The sequence below is a fragment of the Rhodococcus sp. 21391 genome, assembly GCF_016772255.1.
GTDB classification, from domain to species: domain Bacteria; phylum Actinomycetota; class Actinomycetes; order Mycobacteriales; family Mycobacteriaceae; genus Rhodococcus_F; species Rhodococcus_F opacus.
The window spans coordinates 771,449-796,706 of record NZ_CP063782.1 but is presented as its reverse complement, the minus strand read 5'-3'; the positions used below and the strand labels follow the sequence as shown (position 1 = coordinate 796,706).

Annotated in this window: 25 protein-coding genes and 3 pseudogenes; 17 read left to right on the top strand and 11 right to left on the bottom strand. The window is 66.4% G+C overall.

What is annotated here, in order from left to right; all coding sequences use genetic code 11:
• Window positions 1-6 precede the first annotated feature (6 nt).
• The 5 genes from GO592_RS38475 (at window position 7) to GO592_RS38455 (ending at window position 3,912) form a co-directional block, all read left to right on the top strand.
• On the top strand, window positions 7-255 hold the full coding sequence (locus GO592_RS38475; RefSeq protein ID WP_007296769.1) for a YgaP family membrane protein: 249 nt from the start codon (window positions 7-9) through the stop codon (window positions 253-255).
• 60 nt (window positions 256-315) lie between these two features.
• Window positions 316-729: a DUF302 domain-containing protein gene (locus tag GO592_RS38470; protein WP_007296768.1), complete on the top strand. Its 414-nt coding sequence runs from the start codon at window positions 316-318 to the stop codon at window positions 727-729.
• Window positions 730-773: 44 nt separating this feature from the next.
• Window positions 774-1,547 carry a sulfite exporter TauE/SafE family protein gene (locus tag GO592_RS38465; protein ID WP_202715230.1) on the top strand — a complete coding sequence of 258 codons (774 nt, stop codon included), beginning with the start codon at window positions 774-776 and terminating at the stop codon, window positions 1,545-1,547.
• 85 nt (window positions 1,548-1,632) lie between these two features.
• The gene (locus GO592_RS38460; RefSeq protein WP_007295974.1) at window positions 1,633-2,985 is read left to right on the top strand and encodes an MBL fold metallo-hydrolase; all 1,353 of its coding nucleotides are present in this window, start codon (window positions 1,633-1,635) and stop codon (window positions 2,983-2,985) included.
• 396 nt (window positions 2,986-3,381) lie between these two features.
• Complete coding sequence (locus tag GO592_RS38455; RefSeq protein WP_039950538.1) at window positions 3,382-3,912, top strand: DinB family protein; 531 nt, start codon at window positions 3,382-3,384, stop codon at window positions 3,910-3,912.
• Window positions 3,913-3,934: 22 nt separating this feature from the next.
• Here GO592_RS38455 and GO592_RS38450 read toward each other — a convergent pair whose 3' ends face one another.
• Complete coding sequence (locus tag GO592_RS38450) at window positions 3,935-4,588, bottom strand: ArsR/SmtB family transcription factor (protein WP_007295976.1); 654 nt, start codon at window positions 4,586-4,588, stop codon at window positions 3,935-3,937.
• 91 nt (window positions 4,589-4,679) lie between these two features.
• Here GO592_RS38450 and GO592_RS38445 point away from each other — a divergent pair, with 91 nt between their 5' ends.
• Window positions 4,680-6,059, top strand: coding sequence for an MBL fold metallo-hydrolase (locus tag GO592_RS38445; protein WP_007295977.1), 1,380 nt, complete (start codon window positions 4,680-4,682; stop codon window positions 6,057-6,059).
• A complete protein-coding gene (locus tag GO592_RS38440; protein WP_012686896.1) occupies window positions 6,056-7,354 on the top strand; it encodes an MFS transporter in 1,299 nt (432 codons plus the stop codon). Before GO592_RS38445 ends, GO592_RS38440 begins: the two co-directional genes overlap by 4 nt.
• A 35-nt stretch (window positions 7,355-7,389) precedes the next feature.
• Here GO592_RS38440 and GO592_RS38435 read toward each other — a convergent pair whose 3' ends face one another.
• The 3 genes and pseudogenes from GO592_RS38435 to GO592_RS38425 all read right to left on the bottom strand — a co-directional run.
• Entirely contained in the window at window positions 7,390-7,734 is a 345-nt protein-coding gene (locus GO592_RS38435) for an SRPBCC family protein (protein WP_007295979.1), read from the bottom strand.
• Between the two features lie 114 nt (window positions 7,735-7,848).
• Window positions 7,849-8,334: an SRPBCC family protein gene (locus tag GO592_RS38430; RefSeq protein ID WP_039950563.1), complete on the bottom strand. Its 486-nt coding sequence runs from the start codon at window positions 8,332-8,334 to the stop codon at window positions 7,849-7,851.
• Between the two features lie 18 nt (window positions 8,335-8,352).
• Window positions 8,353-8,652 (bottom strand): annotated as a pseudogene (locus GO592_RS38425) (ArsR/SmtB family transcription factor); the annotation flags it as partial.
• 498 nt (window positions 8,653-9,150) lie between these two features.
• Here GO592_RS38425 and GO592_RS38420 point away from each other — a divergent pair.
• The 3 genes and pseudogenes from GO592_RS38420 to GO592_RS38410 form a co-directional block, all read left to right on the top strand.
• The gene (locus tag GO592_RS38420; protein WP_007295981.1) at window positions 9,151-9,426 is read left to right on the top strand and encodes a hypothetical protein; all 276 of its coding nucleotides are present in this window, start codon (window positions 9,151-9,153) and stop codon (window positions 9,424-9,426) included.
• 112 nt (window positions 9,427-9,538) lie between these two features.
• On the top strand, window positions 9,539-9,862 hold the full coding sequence (locus GO592_RS38415) for a ribbon-helix-helix domain-containing protein (protein ID WP_007295982.1): 324 nt from the start codon (window positions 9,539-9,541) through the stop codon (window positions 9,860-9,862).
• 109 nt (window positions 9,863-9,971) lie between these two features.
• Window positions 9,972-10,163, top strand: a pseudogene (locus GO592_RS38410) (hypothetical protein); the annotation flags it as partial.
• A 160-nt stretch (window positions 10,164-10,323) separates the two neighbouring features.
• Here GO592_RS38410 and GO592_RS38405 read toward each other — a convergent pair.
• On the bottom strand, window positions 10,324-11,070 hold the full coding sequence (locus GO592_RS38405; RefSeq protein WP_012686895.1) for a GntR family transcriptional regulator: 747 nt from the start codon (window positions 11,068-11,070) through the stop codon (window positions 10,324-10,326).
• A gap of 65 nt (window positions 11,071-11,135) precedes the next feature.
• A complete protein-coding gene (locus GO592_RS38400; protein WP_039950566.1) occupies window positions 11,136-12,416 on the bottom strand; it encodes an amidohydrolase in 1,281 nt (426 codons plus the stop codon).
• A 180-nt stretch (window positions 12,417-12,596) separates the two neighbouring features.
• Between GO592_RS38400 and solA the strand changes: the two genes are divergently transcribed.
• Window positions 12,597-13,772 carry an N-methyl-L-tryptophan oxidase gene (solA, locus tag GO592_RS38395; RefSeq protein ID WP_007295986.1) on the top strand — a complete coding sequence of 392 codons (1,176 nt, stop codon included), beginning with the start codon at window positions 12,597-12,599 and terminating at the stop codon, window positions 13,770-13,772.
• Between the two features lie 88 nt (window positions 13,773-13,860).
• On the opposite strand, the gene GO592_RS38390 is transcribed toward solA, so the two are convergent.
• The 5 genes from GO592_RS38390 to GO592_RS38370 all read right to left on the bottom strand — a co-directional run bounded on the left by GO592_RS38390 (window position 13,861) and on the right by GO592_RS38370 (window position 18,756).
• On the bottom strand, window positions 13,861-15,234 hold the full coding sequence (locus GO592_RS38390) for an NAD-dependent succinate-semialdehyde dehydrogenase (RefSeq protein ID WP_007295987.1): 1,374 nt from the start codon (window positions 15,232-15,234) through the stop codon (window positions 13,861-13,863).
• A gap of 101 nt (window positions 15,235-15,335) precedes the next feature.
• Window positions 15,336-16,592: an aminotransferase family protein gene (locus GO592_RS38385; protein ID WP_007295988.1), complete on the bottom strand. Its 1,257-nt coding sequence runs from the start codon at window positions 16,590-16,592 to the stop codon at window positions 15,336-15,338.
• Between the two features lie 46 nt (window positions 16,593-16,638).
• Window positions 16,639-17,073: a hypothetical protein gene (locus tag GO592_RS38380; RefSeq protein WP_007295989.1), complete on the bottom strand. Its 435-nt coding sequence runs from the start codon at window positions 17,071-17,073 to the stop codon at window positions 16,639-16,641.
• Window positions 17,074-17,128: 55 nt separating this feature from the next.
• On the bottom strand, window positions 17,129-17,734 hold the full coding sequence (locus tag GO592_RS38375) for a GNAT family N-acetyltransferase (RefSeq protein WP_007295990.1): 606 nt from the start codon (window positions 17,732-17,734) through the stop codon (window positions 17,129-17,131).
• 107 nt (window positions 17,735-17,841) lie between these two features.
• Window positions 17,842-18,756 (bottom strand): cation diffusion facilitator family transporter, encoded by a 915-nt coding sequence (locus GO592_RS38370; protein ID WP_258085263.1) that lies wholly within the window; start codon window positions 18,754-18,756, stop codon window positions 17,842-17,844.
• Window positions 18,757-18,840: 84 nt separating this feature from the next.
• Here GO592_RS38370 and GO592_RS45225 point away from each other — a divergent pair, with 84 nt between their 5' ends.
• The 6 genes and pseudogenes from GO592_RS45225 to GO592_RS38345 all read left to right on the top strand — a co-directional run bounded on the left by GO592_RS45225 (window position 18,841) and on the right by GO592_RS38345 (window position 25,211).
• Window positions 18,841-19,122, top strand: coding sequence for a hypothetical protein (locus GO592_RS45225; protein WP_007295992.1), 282 nt, complete (start codon window positions 18,841-18,843; stop codon window positions 19,120-19,122).
• A gap of 709 nt (window positions 19,123-19,831) precedes the next feature.
• Window positions 19,832-21,337 carry an ABC transporter substrate-binding protein gene (locus GO592_RS38365; RefSeq protein ID WP_007295993.1) on the top strand — a complete coding sequence of 502 codons (1,506 nt, stop codon included), beginning with the start codon at window positions 19,832-19,834 and terminating at the stop codon, window positions 21,335-21,337.
• A gap of 22 nt (window positions 21,338-21,359) precedes the next feature.
• Window positions 21,360-22,061, top strand: coding sequence for a haloacid dehalogenase type II (locus GO592_RS38360; protein WP_007295994.1), 702 nt, complete (start codon window positions 21,360-21,362; stop codon window positions 22,059-22,061).
• On the top strand, window positions 22,058-23,335 hold the full coding sequence (locus GO592_RS38355) for an NAD(P)/FAD-dependent oxidoreductase (RefSeq protein ID WP_007295995.1): 1,278 nt from the start codon (window positions 22,058-22,060) through the stop codon (window positions 23,333-23,335). The genes GO592_RS38360 and GO592_RS38355 overlap by 4 nt, the downstream gene beginning before the upstream one ends.
• A 64-nt stretch (window positions 23,336-23,399) precedes the next feature.
• Window positions 23,400-24,322 (top strand): annotated as a pseudogene (locus GO592_RS38350) (ABC transporter permease).
• Window positions 24,309-25,211: an ABC transporter permease gene (locus GO592_RS38345; protein ID WP_007295997.1), complete on the top strand. Its 903-nt coding sequence runs from the start codon at window positions 24,309-24,311 to the stop codon at window positions 25,209-25,211. Before GO592_RS38350 ends, GO592_RS38345 begins: the two are co-directional and overlap by 14 nt.
• Window positions 25,212-25,258: the final 47 nt, after the last annotated feature.

Here is a 25,258-nt window from a genome sequence, read left to right as displayed (position 1 = left end):
GCGACCATGACCGACGCTCTCCCCGCCCGCGGCTGGACGATCGAGCGGGTGGTCCCGTTGCTGGCCGGAACGATGGTGCTCGCGAGCCTCGCACTCACCGTGGCTTTTTCGTTGTGGTGGCTGCTGCTCACCAGGTTCGTCGGGGCCAACCTTTTGCTGTTCGGCGCGGCGGGGTGGTGCCCGGCGAGTCTGCCGCTGCACCGCCTCGGCGTACCGCGCCTCGTCGCGGCGTCTCCCGCCCCATCGGGACGATGATCGGGGCAGGTGACCGGCCGATCCCATCCCATATTCTCCGAGAAAAGGCAGCACACGCTCATGACGCTCGCACTGTCGACCACCCTGCACACCTCGTTCGCCGACGCGGTGGACCGCACCCGCAAAGCCCTGGCGGACCAAGGCTTCGGGGTCCTCACCGAGATCGATATGAAGGCCACCCTGAAGGCGAAACTCGGTGAGGACATGGAGGACTATCTGATCCTCGGTGCCTGCAATCCGCCGCTCGCCCATCGCGCGGTCACCGTGGACCGGCAGATCGGGCTGCTGCTGCCGTGCAACGTCGTCGTGCGCGCCGACCCGGCTGATCCGGGTGCGGTGCTGGTCGATGCGATGAACCCGCAGGTGATGGTTCAGGTCGCCGACCAACCCGGGCTCGGGGCGGTCGCCGACGACGCCACCGCCGCATTGCAGGCCGCCATCGACACCCTCTCCCAGGACACCGGCGACCGGTAACCACACCCGCCCCCGCCCCCACGGCTGATGGCGAAAGGAGTTATGTGGAAATAACGATCGCACTCGCGCTCGGGGCGATCATCGGTGTCCTGCTCGGACTCCTCGGCGGCGGCGGGTCGATCCTGGCCGTCCCCGCGCTGGTCTTCGGCCTCGGCCTCGACCTCGAACAGGCCATTCCGATCTCCCTGCTCGTGATCGGTGTCGCCTCCCTCGTCGGAGCCGTCCCGAAAATTCGCGAGCACCAAGTGAATTGGCGCATGGCCGGGGTATTCGCCGCCTGCGGCATTCCCGCCACCTTCGCCGGCAGCGCGATCGGGCGCCTGCTGCCGCAATCGGTGGTGATGGTCGGTTTCGCTGCCGTGATGGTCGTCGCCGGGATCCGGATGCTGATGGATCGTGGTGACACCGGCACGGCCTGCGAGGTCGGGGACTCGGGGATCGACTGGCGCCGCTGCGCCCCCCGATCGATCCCTGCCGGGGTCGCGGTGGGATTTCTGACCGGCCTGTTCGGTGTCGGCGGCGGATTCTTGATCATCCCCGCCCTGGTGCTGATGCTCGGTCTGGACATGTCGGTCGCGGTCGGCACCTCGCTGGTCATCATCGTCGCGAACTCGGCGGCCGGTCTGGTCTCGCACCTGAGCGGCGCGAGCATCGACTGGGCGATCACCTTCGCGTTCGCGGGAACCGCGATCGCAGGGTCCCTGATCGCCGGTCATTTCGGCACCAAGGTCGACACCGACCGGCTGCAGCGGTGGTTCGCCTATCTCGTCTTCGCCGTCGCCGCCTACGTGCTGATCGACACGATCTTGCTGCGCTGATGCCGCGGGCGGCTTGCATCACACCGTTTCACCTATGCCCTCCGGGCATGCGAACACCAGAGAATATGTTAGGAAGGTACGAGTCATGGATGTGTCGATCATCGAGACCTCGAGCCTGGGCGATCGCAGTTACCTGGTCAGCGACGGCGCTGTCGGCGTCGTCGTCGACCCACAACGCGACATTGACCGGGTCTTAACTCTCGCCCACGACCGCGGCGTGCGGATCACCCACGTCCTCGAGACCCACATCCACAACGACTACGTCACCGGTGGCCTCGAGCTGGCCCGCACCGTCGGCGCCGAATACGCCGTCCCCACCGGCGACGACGTCGGCTACCAGCGGCGCGCCGTCGAGGACGGCGACGTCATCGACGCCGGACCGATCCAATTGCAGGTCATGCACACCCCCGGTCACACCCACCACCACGTCAGCTACGTCCTCCGTGACACCGCCGGCACCCCCCACGCAGTCTTCACCGGTGGATCGATGCTCTTCGGCACCACCGGCCGCACCGACCTCCTCGGCAAGGCCCACACCCGGGAACTGACCCACGCCCAGTACCACTCGGTGCGCCGCCTGGCCGACGAGCTCCCCGCCGACACCAAGATCTACCCCACCCACGGATTCGGCAGCTTCTGCGCCGCCACCCCGGCCGCCGGCGACTCCTCCACCGTCGGCGAACAACGCACCACCAACCCCGCCCTGACCCAAGACGAGCAAAGCTACGTCGACGAACTGATCGCCGGACTGTCCGAGTATCCCGCCTACTACGCCCACATGGGCGTGATCAACACCAAAGGACCGGCCCCGGTCGATTTGTCGCTACCTGAACCCGTCGACCCGGACGAGCTCCGCCGCCGCATCGCGGCCGGCGAATGGGTCGTGGACCTGCGCGAGCGCACCGCCTTCGCCGCCGGCCACCTCGGCGGCACCCTCGGCTTCGAATTGTCGGACTCGTTCGTCACCTACCTCGGCTGGCTCTACCAGTGGGGTGCACCCCTGACCCTGATCGGCGAAAACGAAGACCAGGTCACCGACGCCCGCCGCGAACTGGTCCGCATCGGCATCGACGACCTCACCGGCACCGCGATCGGCGAAATCCACACCCTCGTCGCCGGCACCGAACTGCGGTCCTACCGGGTCGCCGACTTCCCCGCCCTCGCGGAGAGACTTCCCGAGCACGACATCACCGTCCTCGATGTACGCCAACGCAACGAATACGACAGCAGCCACATCGACGGGGCGATCAACATCCCGCTCCACGAACTCGCCGACCGACAGGGCACCCTCCCCGACGGGGAGATCTGGGTGCACTGCGCCTCCGGCTACCGATCCTCCATCGCCGCCTCGATGATCGACCGCCCCGACCGCACCACCGTGCTGATCAACGACGAGTACGACAACGCGAAGGACACCGACATCACCAGCACCCCGTAGGTATCCGTGCGCACGCAGTGACCGGGGTACGACGGATCGCCGAGATCCCCACGCCCGCATGGCCTCGACCCGGATGGATGAGTCCGCATCATGGCCCCTCCGGAATCCTTGTGCGCCGAGCACCGACGCCAATGACACCGGGCAGCACCCCCGACCAGCACGGCCATGGCGAGGGCCGCGGCCACGCTCTGATGTATGTCGGCGACCGCGTCGTGGGCCCACCCGGCGGCGGCGCTGATCGCGCTGGAATGCCGAACTATAAATTCAAAGATCCCTCATCAAGAGCTTCGAGCATCTGCTGACTCTGCGACCTGGGCAGTCGATCGCAATGGCGCTGAGGCCGGAGGAAGATGGTCCGTACCGAGGGTGCTGAGGCGATCGCAGGCGAGGGCAGTGATGTCGAGGTCAAAGCGTGTGGACCGGCGGGAGATCGCCGGAGAATTCGAGCGGGTTAGGGCTGAGTTTCACCGCTTGGTCGGCGGCGCGAGCTCCGAGGGCTTCGACCGGCCCTCCGAGGGCACCCGCTGGACGAACGAGCAACTGTTGTTTCACATGGTGTTCGGCTACATGGTGGTGCGCCGTCTACTGATCCTGGTCCGGCTCCTCGGCCGGCTACCGGACGGCGTCAGTCGCCGCTTCGCCGCCGCCCAGAACGCCTCGACGCGATTGTTCGACGAGGTCAACTATCGGGGAACGTGCCAGGCGGCCCGGGTATTCAACCGTCACCGCATGGTGCGGCAATGCGACAAGGTCATCGATTCACTCCTGCGGAGTCTGGCGGCGGAGGCCGAGAACGACCTGCAGCGCGGCATGCACTTCCCCGGCCGGTGGGATCCGTTCTTCGCGGACTACATGACCCTCGAGGACCTCTACCGCTACCCCGCTCAGCATTTCGACTTCCACCGGCGGCAGCTCACCCTCGACTGACGATCGCCGGAAGAAGGGAGATTCAGGTCGCGACCGGCAGGTCGGCCAGGCGCCACTCGAGCATGCCGTCGGCCAGCCGCGAGGCCTGCCGGTCGTGGTCGGTCAGCAACCGGACCGCATCGTGCGCGAACACGCAGTACGCGCCGCGGCAGTAGGCGACGATCTCCTGATCTTCGGGCAGATCCGCGAGACGATCGGCGAGCTCATCCCACGGGATCGACACCGCGCCCGGGATGTGCCCGGCCTCGTATTCCTCGCGGGGTCGCACGTCGAGGACCGTCACCTTCCCGGACCGGGCCCGCTCGAGCAGCTCGTCCTTGCTGACCTGGTCGGTGTCCGGACCCAGGTAGGCAGCGCGGGCTGCTTCGACGTCGGGCAGGTGCTCGTTGGCGACCGTGCGGACCAGCGCGAACAGCTGCGCCACATCCGCACCGGCGAGCCGGTAGAACACCTTCGTGCCCTCGCGGCGGGTGGCGACCAGATTGGCCTGCTTGAGGGTCTGCAGATGCGCCGACGCGGTGGTCAGCCCCAACTCGGCCGCGCGGGCGAGCCCGTCGACGGTGCGCTCGCCCTGGGCGAGCAGATCGAGCAGTTCGAGCCGCTTGCCACTGCCCAGCGCCTTGCCGACCCGGGCGAACTGGTCGAACAGCTCCGTCTTCGCGATCCGATCACCCATAGTATTCTCCAATCATCTTTGGAATAGTGTAGAACATGGAGTCGGGGCACTGCACCGCGACACCCGACCTAGTCGACACAGGAGAGACACCATGGCCGGAATCGATCTGGTACCGCTCATCGACGAAGGGCTCGGCAACTCCGCCTACCTCGTGGATCTCGGCGACGGCCGAGCGTTGGCGGTCGACGTCAGCCGCGACCTGCGCGCGGTCCACGCCGCGGCCGCCCGCCGCGGGCTGACCGTCGCGTTCGCCGCCGACACCCACCTGCACGCCGACTTCCTCTCCGGCGCCCACCAACTCGGTGCCACCGGCGGAACGCGGGTGCTGGCCTCGGCGGCCGGGGACCGGGAGTTTCCGCATACCGGGCTGCGCGACGGCGACGAGGTGGACCTGGGCGGTTTGCGGCTGCGGGCACTGATGACGCCCGGGCACACCCACGAGCACCTGTCGTTCCTGCTCCTCGACGGCGAGAAGGAGGTCGGGGTGTTCACCGGCGGATCGTTGATCGTGGGTTCGGCCGCCCGCACCGACCTGCTCGGACCGGATCGCACCGAAGTCCTGGCCCGCGCCCAGTACGCCTCCCTGCAGCGCCTGGCCGCGCTGCCCGGCGACGTCGCGGTCTGGCCGACCCACGGCGCCGGGTCGTTCTGCTCCGCCCCGCCGGGCGCGGACCGCACCAGCACCATCGCCCGCGAGCGCGCCACCAACCCGTTGCTCGCCACCCGGGACGAGGACACCTTCGTCGACCAACTGCTGGGATCCCTCGGTAGCTATCCGCCGTACTTCCTCCGTCTCGGCGAGATCAACCGGCTCGGTCCCCCACTCCTCGACCAGGATCCGGTGCTGCCAGCCTTGACCGTCGACACCGTCCGCGCCCGGCTGGCCGGCGGCGCCGCCCTGATCGATGTGCGCCCGCTGGCCCGTTTCGCGGCCGCCCACATCCCCGGCGCTCTCTCGATTCCGCTGCGGCCGGTGTTCGCGAGCTGGCTGGGTTGGCTCGCCCCGGCCGACCGGCCGCTGATCATTGTCCGCGACCCCGATCAGGACGTGAACGAGATCGTGTGGCAGGCATTGAAGATCGGGTACGACAACCTGATCGGCGAACTCGGCGGCGGCCTCGCCGCCTGGACCGCCGCGGAACTCGAGGTGGCCGCCACGGCGCTGACCGGCCCCGACGGGGTCGAGGGCGTGCGGGTTCTCGATATCCGGCAACGCCCTGAATACCTGGCCGGGCATCTGCCGGGCGCCGTCCACATCGAACTCGGTGCCCTCCCGGGCCGGGTCGACGACCTGCCGGACGAGCCGACCGTGGTGATGTGCGGGCACGGGGAACGCGCGATGGGCGCGGCGAGCCTGCTCGAACGCGCCGGGCACCGGAACCTCACGGTGTTCGAGGGCGGACCCGACGACTGGGCCGCCGCCACCGGCCGCACCCTCGAGACCGGCACATCAGCGAAGACCGGCGCATGAGCACCACCTCGCCCCGGCCGATCCGACTCGGCCTGGGCCCCAACCTGGCCCAGTTCAGCCTGCTCGTCGCCGTCAACGCCCTCGTCGGTGGCATGGTCGGCCAGCAGCAGACCGTGCTGCCGCTGCTCGCCTCAGGCGAATTCGCCCTCACCGGTTACACATTCATCTTCACCTACGTGGCGGCGTTCGGGATCACCAAGGCCGCCGCCAACTACCTCGCCGGGACCTTCTCCGACCGCTACGGCCGCAAACCGGTGCTGCTGGTGGGCTGGCTGTTCGCCATTCCCGTCCCGCTGATGCTCATCGCCGCCCCCAACTGGTGGTGGGTGGTCGCCGCCAACGTGCTCCTCGGCATCAACCAGGGCCTGACCTGGTCGACCACCGTGGTGATGAAGATCGACCTGGTCGGCCCCGCCCGCCGCGGCCTGGCGATGGGCCTGAACGAGGCCGCCGGCTACGGGGCCGTGGCCGTCAGTTCGCTGCTGGCCGGGTACCTGGCCGAGCAGTTCGGCCTGCGACCGGCCCCGTTCCTGCTCGGACTGGCCTACACCGCCCTCGCGCTGCTGCTGTCCGGGGTGTTCATCCACGAAACCCGCGACCACGCCCGTCTCGAGGCCGCGCAGCACATCCCCCGCGCGGACGGTGCGCACGACCACCTGCACGCGGACCTGACCGACCGGCAGATCGCCATGGCAACGAGTTTCACCGAGCCCGCCCTGTCCTCGGCGAGCCAGGCCGGCCTGGTCAACAACCTCAACTTCGGGCTCTCCTGGGGCCTGTTCCCGCTGCTGTTCGCCACCGCCGACCTGGGCGCCGGCCAGATCGGGCTGCTGTTCGCCCTCTACCCCGGCGTGTGGGGCGCCGGCCAGTTGGTCACCGGCGCCCTGTCGGACCGCATCGGCCGCAAGCACCTGATCACCGCCGGCATGACCCTGCAGGCTGCCGCCCTCGCCCTGATCGCCGCCTCAGACGCCTTCCTCGGGTGGGCCGCAGGCACTGTGCTGCTCGGAGCCGGCACCGCCATGGTCTACCCCACCCTGCTCGCCGTGATCGGCGACGTCGCGCACCCGGCCTGGCGCGGCCGCGCCGTCGGGATCTACCGGGTCTGGCGCGACAGCGGCTACGCCGTCGGCGCCATCGCCGGCGGCATCGTCGCCGACCTGATGGGCATGCACGCCGCCGTCTGGGCGGCCGCCGCCGTCAGCGGCGCCTGCGCCCTCGTCGTCGCCGCCCGCATGTACGAAACCCACCCCAAACCCATCCGCACGAGCACGCAGCGTGCGCCGAAAGGATGAGCAGCCCCATCCCGGGTGGCGAGGATGTACCCCGCCTAGTTCGGCTGTGCCGGTGATGCTTCCAGACGCTGCTGGAGTGCGGCCAGATTGCTCGGCATCTCCTTACGGGCCTGGGGGCGCACAGCGAGTGGCACGAGAACTTTCCCGATCCCGTGGCCTTCGAAGTCGACGGCGATCGTCACCCGGGAGCGGTGTCCGGAATCGAGCGGATCGACGGACACATTCACCACGGCACGGATCGGGCCGTCGACACCGTGCACACCCCATGTTCTCGGCGGGTCGATGTGCGTGAGTTCGGACGTGACCGGACGCTCGGCGAACCCGATGCGGCGCGTGGTGAGGCATTTCTCGCCGACCTGCGAGGTCCCGTCACCGTCCATGTGGCCGCTGACGACGCCCTTCTGCCACTCGGCGAAGCGGGTCGGGTCGGTGACGACAGGCGAACACCTGCCTCGGTGGGCGGTCGACGTCGATGCTGGTCGTGATCGGTGCCATCAGTGCTGCTCACTGTCGACGGCGCCACGGTAGCGCTGCAGGTAGAGCGGCCACCCGGCGTCGTGTTCGACACCGTCGCGGACCGCTTCCCAACCCGGGCCGTGGCGCTCGAGGTTGCGGTGCTCGACCTCGACCCGGGTGCGATCGGCGGATTCGGCGATGAACCGGACCTCCACCTCGCTGGTCTTGGCCGGGTCGGTCTCGATCTGCCAGTGCCCGTTGATGTCCCAACTGAACACCACCCGGCTCGGCGGCTCATAGGCCAGCACCCGCGCCCACCGGCATTCGGTGCCGTCCACACCGCGGTCGTAGATGTTGCCGCCCACCCTCGGTTCGAACACGGTCTCGGCGATCGGGACCGCCATGATGTTGTGCTCACGCGGCTTGATCGCATCGAATCGCTCGATAAACAGCGAGAACGCTCGCTCCACACCTGCGTTCACCACGACCTGCTTGTGCACCGACTCGGCATGTGTCTGTGTCATGACCTCTCCTGCGGGTTGTTCGACCGCGTCCTTGTACGCGGTCAGGGCCTGTGCCCAGAACCGGTCGAGCTGCGAGCGCAGCACGCTGATCCCGGCCGGGTCGAGGTGATAAATGCGGCGCGTGCCGACCGCCCGATCACCCACCAGCCCGGCGTCCTTGAGCACCTTCAGGTGCTGCGAAACCGCAGGCCGGCTGATCGGCAGCTCCCGGGCCAGCTCACCGACCGCACACGGACCCTCGGCCAGACGCTCGAGAATCGTGCGCCTCGTCCGATCAGCGAGCGCACCCCATTCGTCTCCAGCTTGGTAAGTACCTACGAACGGTAAGTCTTCGCTTACCGAGAGTCGCTGTCAAGAGCAGCCCAGCAATCGCCACAACGTTCGGAGATCCAGCTTGCGCTGGACCGACGCTGCGCACTGATCGGCGATCACCACGATGCGAGAGAAGAACCCGTCCGCCCGGATTCCCCACTGTCCGCACACTGTTCGATATCGGGTCAGACTGACAACGCGTCGATGCCGACACGCTCGTCACAACCCGCGGACCCTTCCAGTCAACAGGAAGCGGCGTCCACGACGACGGTCATGGACGCCGCTTCGCCTTGCCTCCTTGACAAGCCTGATTCCGTATCAGGTCGTTCCCCGCTGTGGAGTGCGGCTGACCCGACACAACGAGCAGTCGGCTTGCCGATCCTCCCGGCTTTGCGTCAGGATTCTTGGCCGTCTGGATAAACAACCAACGCTGGCGGTCGTCGATGATCACCCGACCGGGATATTGTACTACAGAAACCATCGATTTTGTAGTACAGTATTCGTGTGGCAGTCGAATGGGCGAACAGCGCGGACAAGCACGGGATCGACCACGAGGACGCGTTGCATGCGATCGAGAACGCCCTCTACGTCGAGCAGGAGTTCGACGAGCCCCGCGTCCCCGGTCACGCGAAGCCTTGGCTGTTCATCGGTCCCCCGCGGACACTGGGTGGGCCGCTGCTCGAGGTCATGGTGGAGATCGTTCCACCGCGAGGCATGGTGGTCTTCCACGTGATGGAGGCGCGGGAAAAGCACCTCGCTCGCATGAGGGACCGTCCCTGATCCGTCAGGCGCCGGGGGCGAAGGAACCCGGCACCGCAACCCGATGCACCACCCACCCAGTGGTATCCGAACAGATCGCCCAGCACCACCACCCAAAAGAGGTGACATACCAATGAACAGCAACGATAAGAATACCGATTACGACGAGCTCGCTGAGTGGGCCGAGCACGACATGACGCTGCCGAAGGACTCAGCCACCGCCAAGCGCGGCGCGGACGCCGCCGCCGCCGGTAAGGCCCTACTCGAGAGGGTTGGCGCCGGCCGCCCGTCCCTGGCGCAGGACGCGGGCATCAGCGGTGCCTCCCCCAAACGCCAAGTCCGGCTTCCACTGCCGCTGAGCAACAAACTCGACGAACTCGCGCAGCGTCAGCACCGCAAGCCCAGCGAACTCATGCGCGAGGCAGTCGAGGAATACATCCAGAAGCACTCCGCCTAGAACACCTCCGTCGGCGTTCCACGGCCTTCCGGACAACGTGCGAGAACACCGCCTCGGGTTCCGTCGCACAATCGAAGGAGGACAAGCGGAACCCTGCTGGAGGTGACCAATGCGCCCCGCGGAACCGGCACCGGTACCCACACCGATCCGGTGGTGGCGGCTCGGACTGTGGAGCCGCAACCGCCTGATGCGCCGAAGCGACCGCTACGAGGCCGTCATCGTGCTGCTCACGGTGATGCTGGTACTGCTACTGATCCCCTTCGCCGGCACGTTCGGAACAGCGACCCATACGCGGCTGGACACGTGATTCCGCGATAGTTGCACCCGAAATTTCGTGGGAGGATGCAGTTTCCCGATGGAAAGGTCGTTGGTACGCAGCAATGCGATCTGCCGCGACGCTTCAACTGGCCGTCAGACCGTAGGCCACGGGAGAGATGCAACGTTCCGTGAGTCGCTGCCCGCTAGTAACCTCGCTTTGAGGACGAACTGCTCGACAGAACGACCCCTGTTGCTGCACGGCGCGGCCGCTGGGCGGCGCCCACCAGCCCCTCCATAACGCGTTCCCGGCTGGCCTCGATCTGCGCGATCATGATCTCGCGCGCCCGTGTTCCGTCACGGGCCAGCAGTGCATCATGGAGGTCGTGGTGTTCGTGCATCTGTTCTGAAACGGAGTCGCTCCCGTCGAGGCTGATGAAGAACAGCCGCTGCATTTCCTCCAATAACGTTCTGAGGGTTCGGGTGAAGATTTCGTTGCCGGACGCCTGGGCGATCCGGACATGGAACTCGCGGTTGTCTTCGAGAAATTTCTCGTAGCTATGGATGTCTCCGCTGACGTAGGTTTGGTGAGCGAGTGAGTGCAGTGCCTCCAGTTCGGCCATCGGCGCTCGCTCTGCCGCGAGCTCGACGACCGCCGGTTCGAGGAGGAGCCGCATCTCGAACAGGTCTCTGACGCTCGCCATGGTCACTACCGACACCCGATAGCCCTGGCGAGCGCGGACGTCTACGAAGCCTTCCTGTACCAGCCGCCGTAGCGACTCGCGCACGGGACTGCGTCCGAAGCCTGTCGATTCGGAGAGTGTGGCCTCGCGTAGCTCGGTTCCGGGGGCGAGTTCGCTGGTCAAAATGAGGCGCTTGATATGCCGATATGCGTTTTCCGTTGCACTGGCGCCGGTGGCAGAGCCAACCCGCGCCCCGCCGCTGATCTCCACTGTCTCGAACTCCTTCGTCGTCGGCCCTGCCTGCTCCACGGGGTCGTGGGACAGACCGTGAAATATCATCGATGGTAGTCCTGTGTGCGGATGAACTGTTCCAGCCAGTCGGCCGCGATCGGCAGCGACCTTTCATCGATGTCGAATCGAGGATGGTGATGCGGGGCCGGGCTACTCGCACCCACGAGGACGAAGGTGGCTTTCCCGCCGCGGCGCTGCACGTCGGCCATGAAGAGGGTGACGTCGTCGCTCGCGGACATCGGGGCGGTCGGTAGAGCGTTCGTGATGTCGTCCACGGTGTGTGCGCATCGGTCCAGGGCCCGGGCAATTTCCGAGTCGCAGACGGCAACCTCCGCGCTGCCGATCACATCAATCCGTGCGCCGAGCCCGTACATGCCGGCGGCGCCGAGGACGACGTCACGGGCCCGTGAGGTCAACTCCGCGAAGACGTCGGTGTCGTCGGCACGAAGTTCGCAGTGTATTTCTGCGCTGTCGGCGATGATGTTGGCCGAGGTGCCGGCCGTCATTTTGCCGACGTTGACACGGGTGGTTGCCTGCGCGAACGGCGGTAGCGCGTGCAATCCGAGGGCGATCGTCGCGGCGCCCAACAGCGCGTTGCGTCCCTCGCTCGGGGCGAGGGCGGCATGTGCGGGGGCCCCCGTCAATTCGATCTTCCACTTCTCGGTGGCCATCACCCCTGAGGTGCTACTCGCGACGGTTCCCACGTCGAGACCGATCCCGAGGTGGAGCCCCAGCATGACGTCGACGCCGCGTGCGGCGCCCGCGGCCACCATCGCTCGCGCCCCACGCACGCCCTCTTCTGCGGGCTGAAAGATCACCCTGAGCTCGCCGGCGAAGTTCCGGTCTTCAGCGAGGCGTTTCGCCAGCGTCACGCCGATGGCTACGTGGCCGTCGTGCCCGCAGGCGTGCATGATGCCCGAGACCTCCGAGGCGAAGCCGCCGCGAAACGGCGGGTGAGCGGCGTCCTCGGACTCGGTGATGGGAAGTCCGTCCATGTCGCATCGCAGCGCGATGACCGGTCCGGGCCTGCGTCCCCGCACGCTCGCGACGACGCCGGTGTTGCCGTGGCCGAGGCGTTCCACCAGTTCGGGCTCGATGCCCGCCTCGAGGGCGCGGCGGCGTGCATGGTCGAGTTCCTCGGCGGGTGGGAGGCCGGCGAGTTCTGCGACGGCGCAGACCGTGCTGCCGAATTCGAGTGTGTCGACCGCCGTGGCGAGTTCGTCGATGATGCGCGCTGCGGTTTCTATCTCGCAGAATCCCAGTTCGGGGTGGGCGTGCAGCGCGCGGCGCAACGAGACCAGCTCCGTGTCCCGGCTTGTCGTCACGGTCGTCTCTCCGTCCATTCCACGCCCTTGTGATGTTTCTAGTAAAATATCAGAATGCAGGGTGGAATGTGCGTGACATGTACAGCCGGGTCCGCGGGTCAGCCGCGGACATCGCTATCAGAGCGCCGCCGCTAGCTGCGGCGGACTCCCCCACCGACTCCCCACACCGAAAGTAGCTCCATGACACAGCCTTCGAAAGATGACGCCGAGGTCGCCATCGTTGGACTCGGTGCGATCGGGTCCATGGCGTTGTGGCGCCTGGCCGAGCGTGGCGTCCGGGTCCACGGATACGAGCGTTTCGGGGTCGGTCACGACCGCGGCGCCTCGGCCGGCCAGACCCGGCGGTTCTCGGCGCAGAGCCAACGTGTTCATCAATGCACTCCCCTGGCGCTCGACGCACTCGGTCTGTGGAGGGAACTCGAGCACACCACCGGGCGCGGGCTGCTCGAGATCACGGGCGGTCTCATTCTCGGGCCGAACGACAGCGACGCACTGATTCTCGCCCATCAGTCGGCAATGGCGGCGGGGCTCGAACACGAGCTGCTCGACAGCACGGAGCTCGCCAGACGGTACCCCCAACACCTGGTACGGCCGACCGACGCCGCGATCACCGATCCCTTCGGGGGTTTCCTCCGACCCGAACTCAGTGTCGTCACCGCCGTGGACCGCGCACGGGCTCTCGGGGCGACGGTCTCCGATTACACCCGGGTGTTGGGCGTCGAGCCGGACGGTGCCGGTGTAACGGTGCGAACTGCCGAGGGTGTCCGCCGCTACAGCCGTGTGGTGGTTGCGCCGGGCCCGTGGGCGCGGGACCTGCTGCCGGCAGCCGCGGCGACGGTATTGCCGAGACGGCTCGTGCAGGCGTGGTACCTGACCCGCGACGTCGACGCCTATCGGTCGTCGAGGTTTCCGGTGTTCGAACGAGTGGGTGACATCCGCGCGTACGGCTTTCCCACCATCGATGGGGCTACGGTCAAGGTCGGCATCTATACCAGCGGTCATCCCATCGTCTATGACACCGAGAATCCGGCATTGACTGTGGGCCACAGCATTGTTCGCTACTTCCGGGATGTGGTCGAAGAGTATTTTCCCGGGCTCCATCCGGATCCGATCACGACGACGGTCAACATGGAGGGGTACACCACGGACGGTCAGCCGATGGTCGGAGCGGTTCCGGGCACGGAACAGATCGTGGTGGCGTGTGGCTTCTCCGGGGCTGGATTCAAATTCGCGCCGGTCATGGGCGATGTCGTCGCCGATCAGATCATCGAGGGATCGACGGACCGGGATGTGGAGTTCCTCGCCCCCGGACGGAATCTGCAGGAGTGGGCACCGGAGACCCGGACACCGGCATGACGAGCGCAGTCCCCACGTGACGCGGTGACCGGGCCGCCAAGCTTGGGGACTGCGAAACTTTCCGGTGGAGTAGCGCTTGTGGCGGAGCTCAGCTGTACAGCGGCGGTACGGCCAGGTATTTCGTCTGTTGGTACTCGAGAAGGCCCTCGGCGCCGCCTTCTCTGCCGAGCCCTGATTGTTTGATGCCGCCGAATGGCGCCGCGACGTTGGAGACGAGACCCCGGTTGATGCCGATCATCCCGGCCTGTAGCCGCCCGGCGACGCTGCTTGCCCGTCCCAGATCCCGGGTCACCAGGTATGCCGCCAGCCCGTACTCCGTGTCGTTGGCCAGGGCGAGGGCCTCGTCCTCGGTCCTGAATCGTGAGATGGCCGCGACGGGGCCGAAGACCTCTTCACGGCAGATCAGGGCGCCGCGATCCGCGTTGTCGAGAACGGTTGGCGGATAATAGAAACCAGGGCCGTCGGGGACCTTTGCCTGCGCCCGCAGTGAGGCGCCCCGAGCCAGGGCGTCCTCGACCAGACGGCGGGCTTTGGCCACTGCCGGTGCGGACACGAGCGGCCCCAAGTCGACTCCCTCGGTGCCCGGGGGACCGACGCGCATGGCGTTTACCCGCGCCGCGAGCGCGTCGGCGAACTGGTCGGCGACCCCGTCCTGGACCAGGAAGCGGTTCGCCGCGACGCAGGACTGACCGCCCATCCGCATTTTGGCGATCATGGCCTCCTCGACGGCGGTGTCGAGGTCGGCATCGTCGAACACGAGGAAGGGGGCGTTGCCGCCCAGCTCCATCGACATCCGCAGGACGCGTCGGCCGCCCTGTTCGAGCAGGATTCGCCCCACGGCGGTCGAGCCGGTGAAGGACACCTTCCGCAGTCTGTCGTCCGCCATGAGGGCGGCGCACACGGGCGCCGCTTCCGTCGTGGGCAGGACCGACAACACACCGGGAGGCAGCCCGGCCTCGAGCGCGAGTTCGGCCAAGATCAGGGAGGACAGTGGTGTCAATTCGGAGGGTTTGAGGATGGCGGTGCAGCCCGCGGCGAGTGCGGGAGCGAGTTTCCTCGTCGCCATCGCCAATGGCACATTCCACGGGGTGATCAGCAGGCACGGGCCGAGAGGTTCGGCGACGGTGACGATATGGGACCGGCCGTCCGGTGACGGGGTGCTTCGACCGGCGGGCCGGACCGCTTCCTCGGCGTACCAGCGGATGTAGTCCGCGGCGTAGTCCACCTCACCGCGCGCTTCGGCCAGCGTCTTGCCGACCTCGAGGGAGATCGTCACCGCCAGGCGTTCGCGGTGTTCGTGGACAAGTGCGAACAGGCGGTGCAGGATGCCGGCGCGGGCGCGCAACGGGAACCGCGCCCAGGTGTCGCCCGCCTCGTGTGCTGCCGTGAGGGCCAGACGAGCGTCGGCGACCGAGCAGTCCGGTGCGGTGGCGACGATCCGTTCGGTGGCGGGGTCGATCACCTCGAAGAGGTTGCCGTGTTCGGGTTCCGGCGAGAAATCCGGTGGGGATCGCCAGAGCTGAGACCAGTGCGGGTTTGGTGGCCGCGTCGATGCTGGTCATGTCAGGCCGCCTTGTCTTCGAGCGCGGAGAGTTGGTCGCCGATCACCGACATCGCGAATTCGATCTCCTCTTTGGTGATGACGAACGGTGGGCAGACATGCAGCGTGTTGTCGGCCAGGAGCCGGGTCAGGACACCTTCTCGCCGGCAGTCGCGCACCACTTCGTTTCCGTCGATGTCGGGATGTAACTGGATTCCGGCCATCAGGCCGATGGCGCGGACCTCGGCGACGAAGGGTGATCGGGTCAGTGGTGTCAGGGCCTGTGCGAGCACGGGTTCCAGGTCCGCGGCTCTGCGAACGAGGTCTTCTTCCTCGATGATGTCGAGGTTGGCTGATGCCACCGCGCACGCGGTGGCGTGGCCTGAGCAGGTGAGGCCGTGGCGGAAGATGGGCGCGTCGGCGCCGATGAAGAACGGCTCGGCGACCCTGGGTGCGATGCCGACCACACCGAGCGGGAGATATCCCGAGGTGATGCCCTTGGCCATGGTGATGATGTCCGGTTCGATGCCCCACCGGGTGCAGCCGAACCAGTGCCCTGTCCGGCCGAATCCGGTGATCACCTCGTCGGCGATGAGCAGGATGTCGTGGTTTTTCGCCAGGGCGGCGAGGCCGGGTAGGTAGCCCTCGGGTGGTGGTACGACTCCGCCGGTGCCGATGACGGGTTCGACGATGATCGCGGCGATGTTCTCGGGCCCGAGTCGATCGATGACCTCGGCCGTGCCGGCGAGGTCTGTTTGCGGGACCCGGGCGGTGTCGGGAATCAGTGAGGCGGTGCCGTATCCCTCGCGGTTGAAGTCGAGGCCGGCGATGGAGGTGCCGAAGCCGTGAAGACCGTGGTAGCCGCCGCGCCGGCTGAGGATGGTCTTCTTGGTGTCCTTGCCGAGGACGTTCCAGTATCGGCGGGCCAGCTTGCAGGCGGTGTCGACGGAATCCGAGCCGCCGGAGGTGAAGAAGATCGAGGCGTCGTCGATGGGGAGCAGCGCGGACACCCGTTCGGCGAGCTCGAGGGCGGGCTTGTTGGCGTGTGCCCCGAACAGGTGGTACGTCTCGAGTGTGCGGATCTGTGCCGCTGCCGCGTCCGCGATGCGTGCGCGTCCGTGGCCGACGTTGGCGTACCAGAGGCCGGCCGGCAGATCGAGCAACCGCTGGCCGTCCTCGGTAGTCACCCATGCGCCGTCGCCGGCCGTAATCACCAGACGCTCTTGCGGAGCGGTGGGCATGTGCGTCTGCGGGTGCCACAGTATGCCGGTCGTCTCCATGGTGGTTTTCTCCTGGATCTGTGAGTCGGACGTCGAAGAGTCGAGGTCAGACGGCGGCGGTGGCGGCGGTGGCGAACTCGTCGACCTCGGCGGCGTGAATGTGCAGCATTCGCGCGAGCAGCCCGTTGCCTCGGGTGAATTTGAGTGGCAGCGGTCCACCGGCGGCCACGGCCTGCTTGGTTCCGTCGAAGAAGGCGGTGCCCTGGTCGGGTGACTTGTCGGACTTGTCGTCCGGGTACAGCGGGTTGACGGTGTTCTCGATCTTGGGCCACAGTGCGCGCGCCGCCTCGGTGGACTCGAACTCGAGCACGAGGACCAGGGTGTCGGGGAGCAGTTCGTTCGCGACTTCCTTGAGCACGGAGCCACCGAGATATCCGGGGTGGCCGTCGAGTGAACGAAGCCACTCGCCGAGGTAGGCCTGGGCCTGCTCGGCCTTGCCGGTTTCGGGTACGAAGATGAAGAGGTCACGTCGCTTGGTCATGTGTTCGCCTGCCTTCTCGGTTGGATACGGACTTTCTCGGGTGGATACGAAAATTTCAGATGCTGGACTGGCTGTATGCGGTGGACTTGCAGCAGTGGGCTGCGGTTGCGTCGTCGACCGGGATTTCGAGGAAGATCGCGCGAGATATCCCGGTGGTGTCGTCTTCGATGATCCGGGCGCCCATGGAGAGCCAGAATGGGATTGCCCCTGGTGAATGCCGAAAGGTGTGCAGCGCGATCGTCGCGTAAATGCCTTCCTGCGCAACGCGTTCGAGGACGGCGTCGACGACGATACGTGCGATGCCGCGCCGGCGGTGTTCGCGAAGGACGTAGACGCGAACCAGTTGGCCGGTGTGGCCGTCCCGATACCGCTCGACGAGGTTCTGCGGGCTCAGTCCTTCCTTCAGCGCTCCCCCGCGGATGCCGCCGGTGGCGAGCAGTTCCCCCGTCGCGCGATCTGCCACGACCAGCATGAATGGGCCCTCGGGTTCGAGATACCAGCCGATCATGTCGTCGATGTCGGCGTGGACGCGGGGATCGTATTCATCCCCGAAGTCCTCGACTACCGACCGCAACATCAGTGCGCGAGCTTCGGGCAGGTCGTCGATGGTCAACTCCCGTACGACGAAGTCGTGCTCGCCGCTCGTAGTGTCACCAGACATGGTCTTTGCCTCCAAATGTGTGCATAGTGCTCAGTGGTGGTCGGTGTCCGCGGCAGGGGTCGGCCGGTGCGCCTGGAGATGGGTTGGGCCGCCGCGGGTTGCGCCGGTTACCTGCGGGTTTTCGCCAGATAGCGGCTGCGCGCTTCGGCGCTGGCATGGTGTCCGGACAGCTCGTGCAGCTCGTCGAGTTCGCCGGCGCTCAGGTCCGGGTGGAGGTGGACGACGACCTCTTCCAGGTGCGGCGTGGTGTGCAGCAGCTGGTGTTGGACCTGTTCGGCGATGTGATGGCCGTCCACCACGCTCAGTCCCTTGGAGACAACGACATTGGCGTCGGCCTCCATCCGGTGACCGCTCCAGCGAGCTCGGACACGATCGACGTCGACCACGCCGTCGACGGCGGCCACGGTCGTCGTCATGCTTTCGATGACGCCCGGGTCGACCCCGTCCATCAGTCGGCGGCAGATGGTGCGCATGGAGTTGAACAGGATCCACAGGATGGCCGCTGCGATGAACAGCCCGATGATGGCATCGAGGCGTTCGAATCCGAACCAGACACCGATGACGCCCACGACCACGGCGATGGAGGTCAATCCGTCGGCGCGGGCATGCTGACCTTCGGCGATCAACGCTGCTGAGCCGATCTTGCGGCCGGTACGGATCCGGTAGACCGCGACGACCTCGTTGCCGAGGGCGCCGACGAGGCCGGCGGCGAAGACCCAACCCAGGTTCGTCAGAGGTCGTGGGTTGATCAACGCATCGATCGATTCGTAGATGATCAGGGCGGCCGATGCGGCGATGACCAGCGAAATCAGCACCCCGACAAGATCTTCTGCGCGTCGGTAGCCGTAGCTGTAGCGCTTGCTGGCGGCGCGTTGTCCGATCCTGAAGGCGATGACCAGCGGAATGGTGGTCATGGCGTGTCCGAGGTTGTGCAGGGTGTCGGCGAGAAGGGCGATCGAGCCGGATATCGCGACGATGAAGATCTGCAGGATCGCCGTGGTCATCATTCCCGCGAGGCCGATCCATGCCGCGCGAATGCCTTGGCCGCTCGATTCCTGAGCCGATTGGATCGCCTCGTTGGCGTCGTGTGAGTGCGGAACGAAGATGTGCTTGAGCTTGGCCAGGGCGCCGTGTCCGTGGTCGTGGTCATCGTGGTCGCCGTGTCCGTGGCCGTGCCCATGACCGGGGCTGTGGTCGTCGTGGCGCTGGTCATCGTGGTCGCCGTGAGGATGGCCGTGACCGGGGCTGTGGTCACCGTGGCCGTGGTTCTCGTGGCGCTGGTCGTCGTGGGCGTGGTCGGCATGTCCGCTGGCAGTGCGGGAGTGCGCATGAGCTCCGTGTTCGTGTTTCGGCGCATGGCTGCCCACAGAGCTCGTGTCGGTGGCTGAGATCGCGGGGTGATTCCTCATGAAGGAGGTCCTGTCTCTGGATGAGGCGTCGACAGTGACACCGTGATATTTCACCTGATACATTAGGACCTCGTCAGGGTTCCGTCAACGCGAACGACGTTCCCGGGTTCACGTTCGACGACGCCCAGTCAGCTACAACGGCAACATTGTTAACAGCGGGACGCGAATCCGTCGCGGGATCGCCATTTTCGGGAATTGGGCCCGTGACACAGCCTTTTCATGCCCGAACCCAGCGCTGCGACCGAAAGCATGGACGGCGTATTACCGTCGGATTCGCGGCACCGCAGCCCGTTCGGCGTCCGATCCCCATTTCGATGCCTTGGCCACGGATTGCGCTGTACAGTAACCGTTCTAGGAACCCAGCCGCGCCGAGAATCTTCGGTCTACCGGAAGGAGGCGGCAGCGGTGGATGCACTCCGATCACTCTCCGAAGAGGTCCGGCACTCGCCCCACCCGCGGGAGTAAATCAGGGCCACAAGGCATCTGCGGGTGTTGCGCAAGTGTTAACAACATGGACCGCAATGATGTAGTTGTTGACAATGTTTACGGAGCCTCCTTAGTTTGATTGTCAACCAGACCCACGAAGCTCTGGCTGGTTCAAAACCGGCACCTTCCCCGGCCGGTCCATCCCAATTCCTTGGTGGCATTCATGCGAATCTCAAGATGTGTTCGATGGCCGGCCGTCGTTGTGGCCGGAGCACTCGCTGCAACTGCCTGTGGCAGTTTCGAAGGCAGCACAACCAGCGGTTCGGGCTCCGCCGACAATCTGACGGTCAGCCTGCAATTCACCCCGCGGGCGAACTACTCCCTCGAAACCGACGACGCGTTCGTCCTCTCCCAAGTCGGTTGCCTCGAAACCCTGGTGAAATACGACGCCGAGGCCGGCGCACTCGTGCCGCTTCTGGCAACGGAGTGGGTTCAGACCGAACCCACGGCCTGGGACTTCACGCTTCGAGAGGGGGTGAAATTCCAGGACGGGACCGACCTCACGACGGCCGCCGTGGTCGCCTCCCTGCAATACCTACTCCGAGCAGATGCTCCGCCCCGGGCCTTCACTCCGAAGCTGATCACGTCCGTTGAAGCACTGAATGATTCGACTGTGCGGATACGCACTCCCGAACCGAGCGCGCTGGTGCCCTTCCGTTTGGCGAGTATCAACACCGGAATTCTGGCGCCGGCCGCGTACACCGGCACCGGCATCGACCCGCTCTCGCACTGCACCGGCCCCTACACTCCGGTCGCGCAAACCCCGGCCCAGTCGATGACCCTGGAAGGAAACACCGCCTACTGGGGCGGGAACGTACCGCTCAAGTCGGTGACGGCCCGGTTCATTCCGGAGGGCGCCACCCGGGCCACGCAGGTCCGCACCGGTGAGTCGCAGATCGCCCTCGGACTTCCCGCATCGACCGTCCCGGAGCTCGAGGGCGATGCGCGCATCAAGGTCAGTAGTGCGTTCACCCCGCGCACCACCGGCCTGTATTTCAATCAATCCCGGGCACCGTTCGACAATCCCGAGGTGCGTAAGGCCGTGCAGGCTGCGGTCGACGTCGAGTCGATCACCGCCAGTGTCTTCGGCGGGCAGGCGCACCCGGCCATCGGACCGTTCGCGCCCACCGAAGCGTGGGCCCCCGATTCTCAACCGGTGAACCGCAACCTCGACCAGGCCCGCCGTCTGCTCACCGCAGCGGGATACGCACCGGGACAACTGAAGCTGACGCTGCTCGCCTACACCGAGCGCCCCGAGTTCGCGGACCTCGCCGCGGTGATCCAAGCCAACCTGGCCGAGATCGGAATCGACGTCGGCGTGCAGGTCAGTGACTACTCGGCAATCGAGCCCTCGCTGTTGGACGGCTCATACGACCTCGCGCTGCTGTCCCGTAATCACCTCACCGACATCGCCGATCCTCTGGGGTTTCTCACCGCCGACTACTCCTGCGGTGGGGGATTCAACATCAGCCAGTACTGCGATCCGGCGATCGACGCGCAACTGAGCGCCGCGAACACCGAGAACGACCCGCAACGACGGAACGCGATCTACGCCGACGTCGCCTCGCAGTTGCAAGCGGACGCCGTCACCACCTTCATCGCCCACGAACAGACCACCGCCGCACGGCTGGAGACCATCGAGAGTTTCGTCGACGACCCCCTCGCGCGATACGCCGTCACCCCGGATCTCACCGTCTCCAACAGCTGACAGGAAAGGACATTTCACCGTCATGGAACTGAGCGATTTCGAACCCAAGTTCATCACGTTCGACTGCTACGGGACACTGACCAACTTCCAGATGGCCGAGGCGGTCGCGCCGCTCATCAAAGACACAATCGCCCCTGCCGATGTCGCGGCCTTCAATGCCGACTTCCGGGCATACCGGATGGATGAAGTGCTCGGGCCGTTCAAGTTGTATCCCCAGCTGCTGCGCGACTCCTGGCTCCGCGCCTGCAACCGCTGGCGAATTCAGTTCAAGCCCTCGCACGTCGACGCCATCATCGAGGCGGTCGGCTCGTGGGGCCCGCACCCGGACGTGCCGGAACCTCTCGCGGCATTGGCCGCGGAATATCCGCTGGTGATCTTGTCCAATGCGGTCGACAGCATGCTGGCCCGCAACATCGAGCAACTCGGTGTCGACTTCCACCGGGTCTTCACCGCCGAGCAGGCCGGTGCCTACAAGCCCCGCTACCGGGCGTTCGAGTACATGCTCGACCAACTCGATGCCAAACCGAGTGAGATCCTGCACGTCTCCTCGCACATCTGGTACGACGTGATACCGGCGCACGAGCTTCGAATCACGCACAAGGTCTACGTCAACCGTGGCTACGATCCGTCTACACCGTTCTACGGCTACGCCGAGACCACGGACCTGGGCGGAGTGCCGGCGCTGCTCGGGCTGCGCGCGATGAGCACCGCGGACGCATCGTGAAGCTCGGGTCCTACTGGCTGGACACGGCCGAGCCAGGAGCGGACTACCGCCGCAACGATGTGCCCGCGCACGCCGACGTCGCCGTCATCGGCGCCGGTCTCACCGGGCTGTCGACCGCACTGCATGTGGCGCGAGCCGGCGCCTCGGTGGTGCTGCTCGAGGAGCACACGATCGGATGGGGTGCCTCCGGACGCAATGGGGGCATGGCCACCACCGGGCTGGCCATTTCCTTTCCCACCGCGGTGCGACGGTACGGACCCGAACGGGCGAGGGAGATGTTCCTCGCCTACAACGCCGCCATCGACACGATCGAAGACCTCGTCACCACCGAGGGCATCGACTGCGCATTCGAGCGCACCGGGAAACTGACGTTGGCCTGCAAACCCAGTCACTACACCGGATTCGAGCGGTCCGCGGAACTGATCAGCAAGTACACCGGCCAAGACGTCGCCCTGATCCCGCCCCAGGACATTCGCGACGAGATCGGCAGTTCCTTCTACCACGGCGCGATGGTCGACCCCCTCGGCGCCGGGGTACACGTCGGCAAACTCGTCCACGGGCTCGCGCGGGCGGCCGCCGCCAACGGCGTGTCGATCCACGAGGGCTGCAAGGTCACCGCCATGACCAAACGGGACGGATACCAGCACGACATCCAGACCGCTCGGGGTGTGGTGCGGGCCGACCAGGTCGTCGTCGCCACCAGCGGCTACACCGGAGGCCTGACCCCCTGGCTGCGGCGCCGGATCGTGCCGATCGGCAGTTTCATCATCGTCACCGAACCGCTCCCCCAGCACGTCGTCGACGAGCTGCTCCCCCGCAAACGCGTCGCCGCCGACAGCAAGCACCTGCTCTACTACTTCCGCATCACCCCGGACAACCGGCTCCTCTTCGGTGGTCGTGCGCGGTTTGCGATGTCGAACAGCGGATCCGACATCAAGAGCGGTCAGATCCTGAAGCGGGCCATGACCAAGGTCTACCCGCAGCTCGCCGATGTCGGCATCGACTACTGCTGGGGTGGTCTGGTCGACATGTCGGTCGATCAGATGGTGCACGCGGGCGAACAAGACGGCCTGTACTACTCCGTCGGCTACAGCGGCCACGGCGTGCAAATGGCCACCCACATGGGAAAGGTCCTCTCCCACATCGTCACCGGCGACACCACGGCGAATCCGTGGAGAGATCTGACCTTCCTGCCGGTGCCCGGCCACTTCGGACCGCCCTGGTTCCTGCCCCCGGCCGGGGCCTTCTTCCGAGTCCTCGACCTGGTCCGCTGAACCGTCGCCGCCGCTGAGACCGAAATACCGAAGGAGGTGTGTAGTGATCGCCATCGTCCGACGCATGTCCGTGCTCGTCGCCACCTTGCTGATCGTCTCGTTCGTCGTCTTCCTCATCCCGTACATCACCCCGGTGACCCGGCGCGGAAGATTCTCCGAGCAAGGGTCAACGACGTCACCATGGATCCGGAGGTCGTCGAGCGTCTCCGCGCCGCCTACGGGCTCGACCGGCCGCTCGTCGTGCAGTATTTCGACTGGTTGGCCAAGGCCGTCACCGGTGACCTCGGGTTGTCGTACACCAGCCGATCCCCGGTCATGGAGATGATCGGGCACGCACTCTCGGTCACCGCGATACTGGCAGTCACCTCGCTGCTGGTGGCGTTACTGTTCGCCCTGCCCCTCGGATCCATCGCCGCCATCAAGCGGGGCACACCGACGGACACCGTAATCACCACTATCACCCAAGCTTTCGTCGCGATCCCCGAGTACTGGCTCGCCCCCGTGCTGATCCTGATGTTCGCGCTCAAACTCGGCGCCTTGCCGTCGGCGGGCTGGACCGGCCCGTCCTCGATGATCCTTCCCTGCCTGACCCTGGCGCTGCGGCCGATGAGCTACTTCACGCAAGTCACCCGGGCCTCGATGGTCGACGTCCTCGAATCCCCGCACATCACCGCATCACGGGCCCGCGGCCTGACGTTCCGGGAGACGATGGTCCGGCACGGCGTGCGGAATTCGCTCCTGCCCGTGGTCACCTTGTTCTCGGTGTGGCTGGCAGGTCTGCTCGGTGGTTCCGTCGTCGTGGAGGTCATCTTCGCGGTGCCGGGCATGGGCCGGCTGCTCTACGACTCCGTCATGAACGGGGACGTCCCGGTGATCCAAGCATCGATCATCAGCATCGTCGCGCTGGCCGTCATCATCACCACCGCGACCGATGTGCTGTACACCTACATCAATCCGACGGTGAGGTCAGCGAATGTCCCTGCTTGACAACCCGACTGCACCGGCGCCCAGCCGGCCAGAGCGACCCGCCCCACGCCGCGCCTCCACCCCGAGCCGGGCCGTACACGCCCTGCGGAACACCCCGGTCAGCCTGATCATCGGCATCGCCGTCATCGTGGCGATCACCGTCATCCTTGTGCTGACCCCGTGGATCATGCCCTACAACCCGTCGGCCCAAAACCTCAGCGACCGGCTGGCACCGAGCTCGAGCAGCCATTGGCTCGGCACCGATCAACTCGGCCGCGACGTGCTGAGCCGGCTGATGGACGGCGGCCGCTTCTCTGTCTCGATTGCCGCCATCACCCTGGCGATCTGCGCGGTGAGCGGCACCCTCATCGGCATCGTCTGCGCCAGGCGACGCGGCGCCCTCGACCAGTTCGTCATGCGGGTCACCGACGTCCTGCTCGCCTTTCCCGAAATGATCGTGGCCATGTTCCTGGTGTCCATCCTCGGCGCCGGATACACGACGCTGATCCTCGCCCTCGTCATCGGCGGATGGACCCCGTTCGCCCGACTCGCAAGAGGGTTGACGCTGGAAATAGACTCACGCGACTTCATCGAAGCCGCTCGCGCGCTCGGCTGCTCGTCCACCTTCATCGTCTTCCGGCACATCCTTCCCAACGCACTGAGCCCGCTCACCGCACACGCGGCACTGCGCTTCGGGCACAAACTCATCACCGTCGGCGCCCTGTCCTTTCTAGGGCTGGGCGTGCAACCACCCGACGCCGACTGGGGATCCATGCTCGCCGATGCCCAGCCCTTCATGTCCGCCGCACCGGGTCTGGTCATCTATCCCGGTCTCGCCATCTTCATCACGGCATTGAGCGTGACCCTCATCGGTCAAGGCATCAACGCCCGCCGCAGCCGCCAGAGCTGACGCTGCACCCGTCCGGCCCAAAGCACCGCCAAGGAGGGACCGTGAAT

What these genes read in the sequence shown, in the direction of transcription:
- GO592_RS38475 (WP_007296769.1), top strand. Translation starts at nt 7, where the DNA reads ATGACCGACGCTCTCCCCGCCCGCGGCTGGACGATCGAGCGGGTGGTC.
- GO592_RS38470 (WP_007296768.1), top strand. Translation starts at nt 316, where the DNA reads ATGACGCTCGCACTGTCGACCACCCTGCACACCTCGTTCGCCGACGCG.
- GO592_RS38460 (WP_007295974.1), top strand. Translation starts at nt 1,633, where the DNA reads ATGGATGTGTCGATCATCGAGACCTCGAGCCTGGGCGATCGCAGTTAC.
- GO592_RS38455 (WP_039950538.1), top strand. Translation starts at nt 3,382, where the DNA reads ATGTCGAGGTCAAAGCGTGTGGACCGGCGGGAGATCGCCGGAGAATTC.
- GO592_RS38450 (WP_007295976.1), bottom strand. Translation starts at nt 4,588, where the DNA reads ATGGGTGATCGGATCGCGAAGACGGAGCTGTTCGACCAGTTCGCCCGG.
- GO592_RS38445 (WP_007295977.1), top strand. Translation starts at nt 4,680, where the DNA reads ATGGCCGGAATCGATCTGGTACCGCTCATCGACGAAGGGCTCGGCAAC.
- GO592_RS38440 (WP_012686896.1), top strand. Translation starts at nt 6,056, where the DNA reads ATGAGCACCACCTCGCCCCGGCCGATCCGACTCGGCCTGGGCCCCAAC.
- GO592_RS38435 (WP_007295979.1), bottom strand. Translation starts at nt 7,734, where the DNA reads ATGGACGGTGACGGGACCTCGCAGGTCGGCGAGAAATGCCTCACCACG.
- GO592_RS38430 (WP_039950563.1), bottom strand. Translation starts at nt 8,334, where the DNA reads ATGACACAGACACATGCCGAGTCGGTGCACAAGCAGGTCGTGGTGAAC.
- GO592_RS38415 (WP_007295982.1), top strand. Translation starts at nt 9,539, where the DNA reads ATGAACAGCAACGATAAGAATACCGATTACGACGAGCTCGCTGAGTGG.
- solA (WP_007295986.1), top strand. Translation starts at nt 12,597, where the DNA reads ATGACACAGCCTTCGAAAGATGACGCCGAGGTCGCCATCGTTGGACTC.
- GO592_RS38385 (WP_007295988.1), bottom strand. Translation starts at nt 16,592, where the DNA reads ATGGAGACGACCGGCATACTGTGGCACCCGCAGACGCACATGCCCACC.
- GO592_RS38380 (WP_007295989.1), bottom strand. Translation starts at nt 17,073, where the DNA reads ATGACCAAGCGACGTGACCTCTTCATCTTCGTACCCGAAACCGGCAAG.
- GO592_RS38375 (WP_007295990.1), bottom strand. Translation starts at nt 17,734, where the DNA reads ATGTCTGGTGACACTACGAGCGGCGAGCACGACTTCGTCGTACGGGAG.
- GO592_RS38360 (WP_007295994.1), top strand. Translation starts at nt 21,360, where the DNA reads ATGGAACTGAGCGATTTCGAACCCAAGTTCATCACGTTCGACTGCTAC.
- GO592_RS38345 (WP_007295997.1), top strand. Translation starts at nt 24,309, where the DNA reads ATGTCCCTGCTTGACAACCCGACTGCACCGGCGCCCAGCCGGCCAGAG.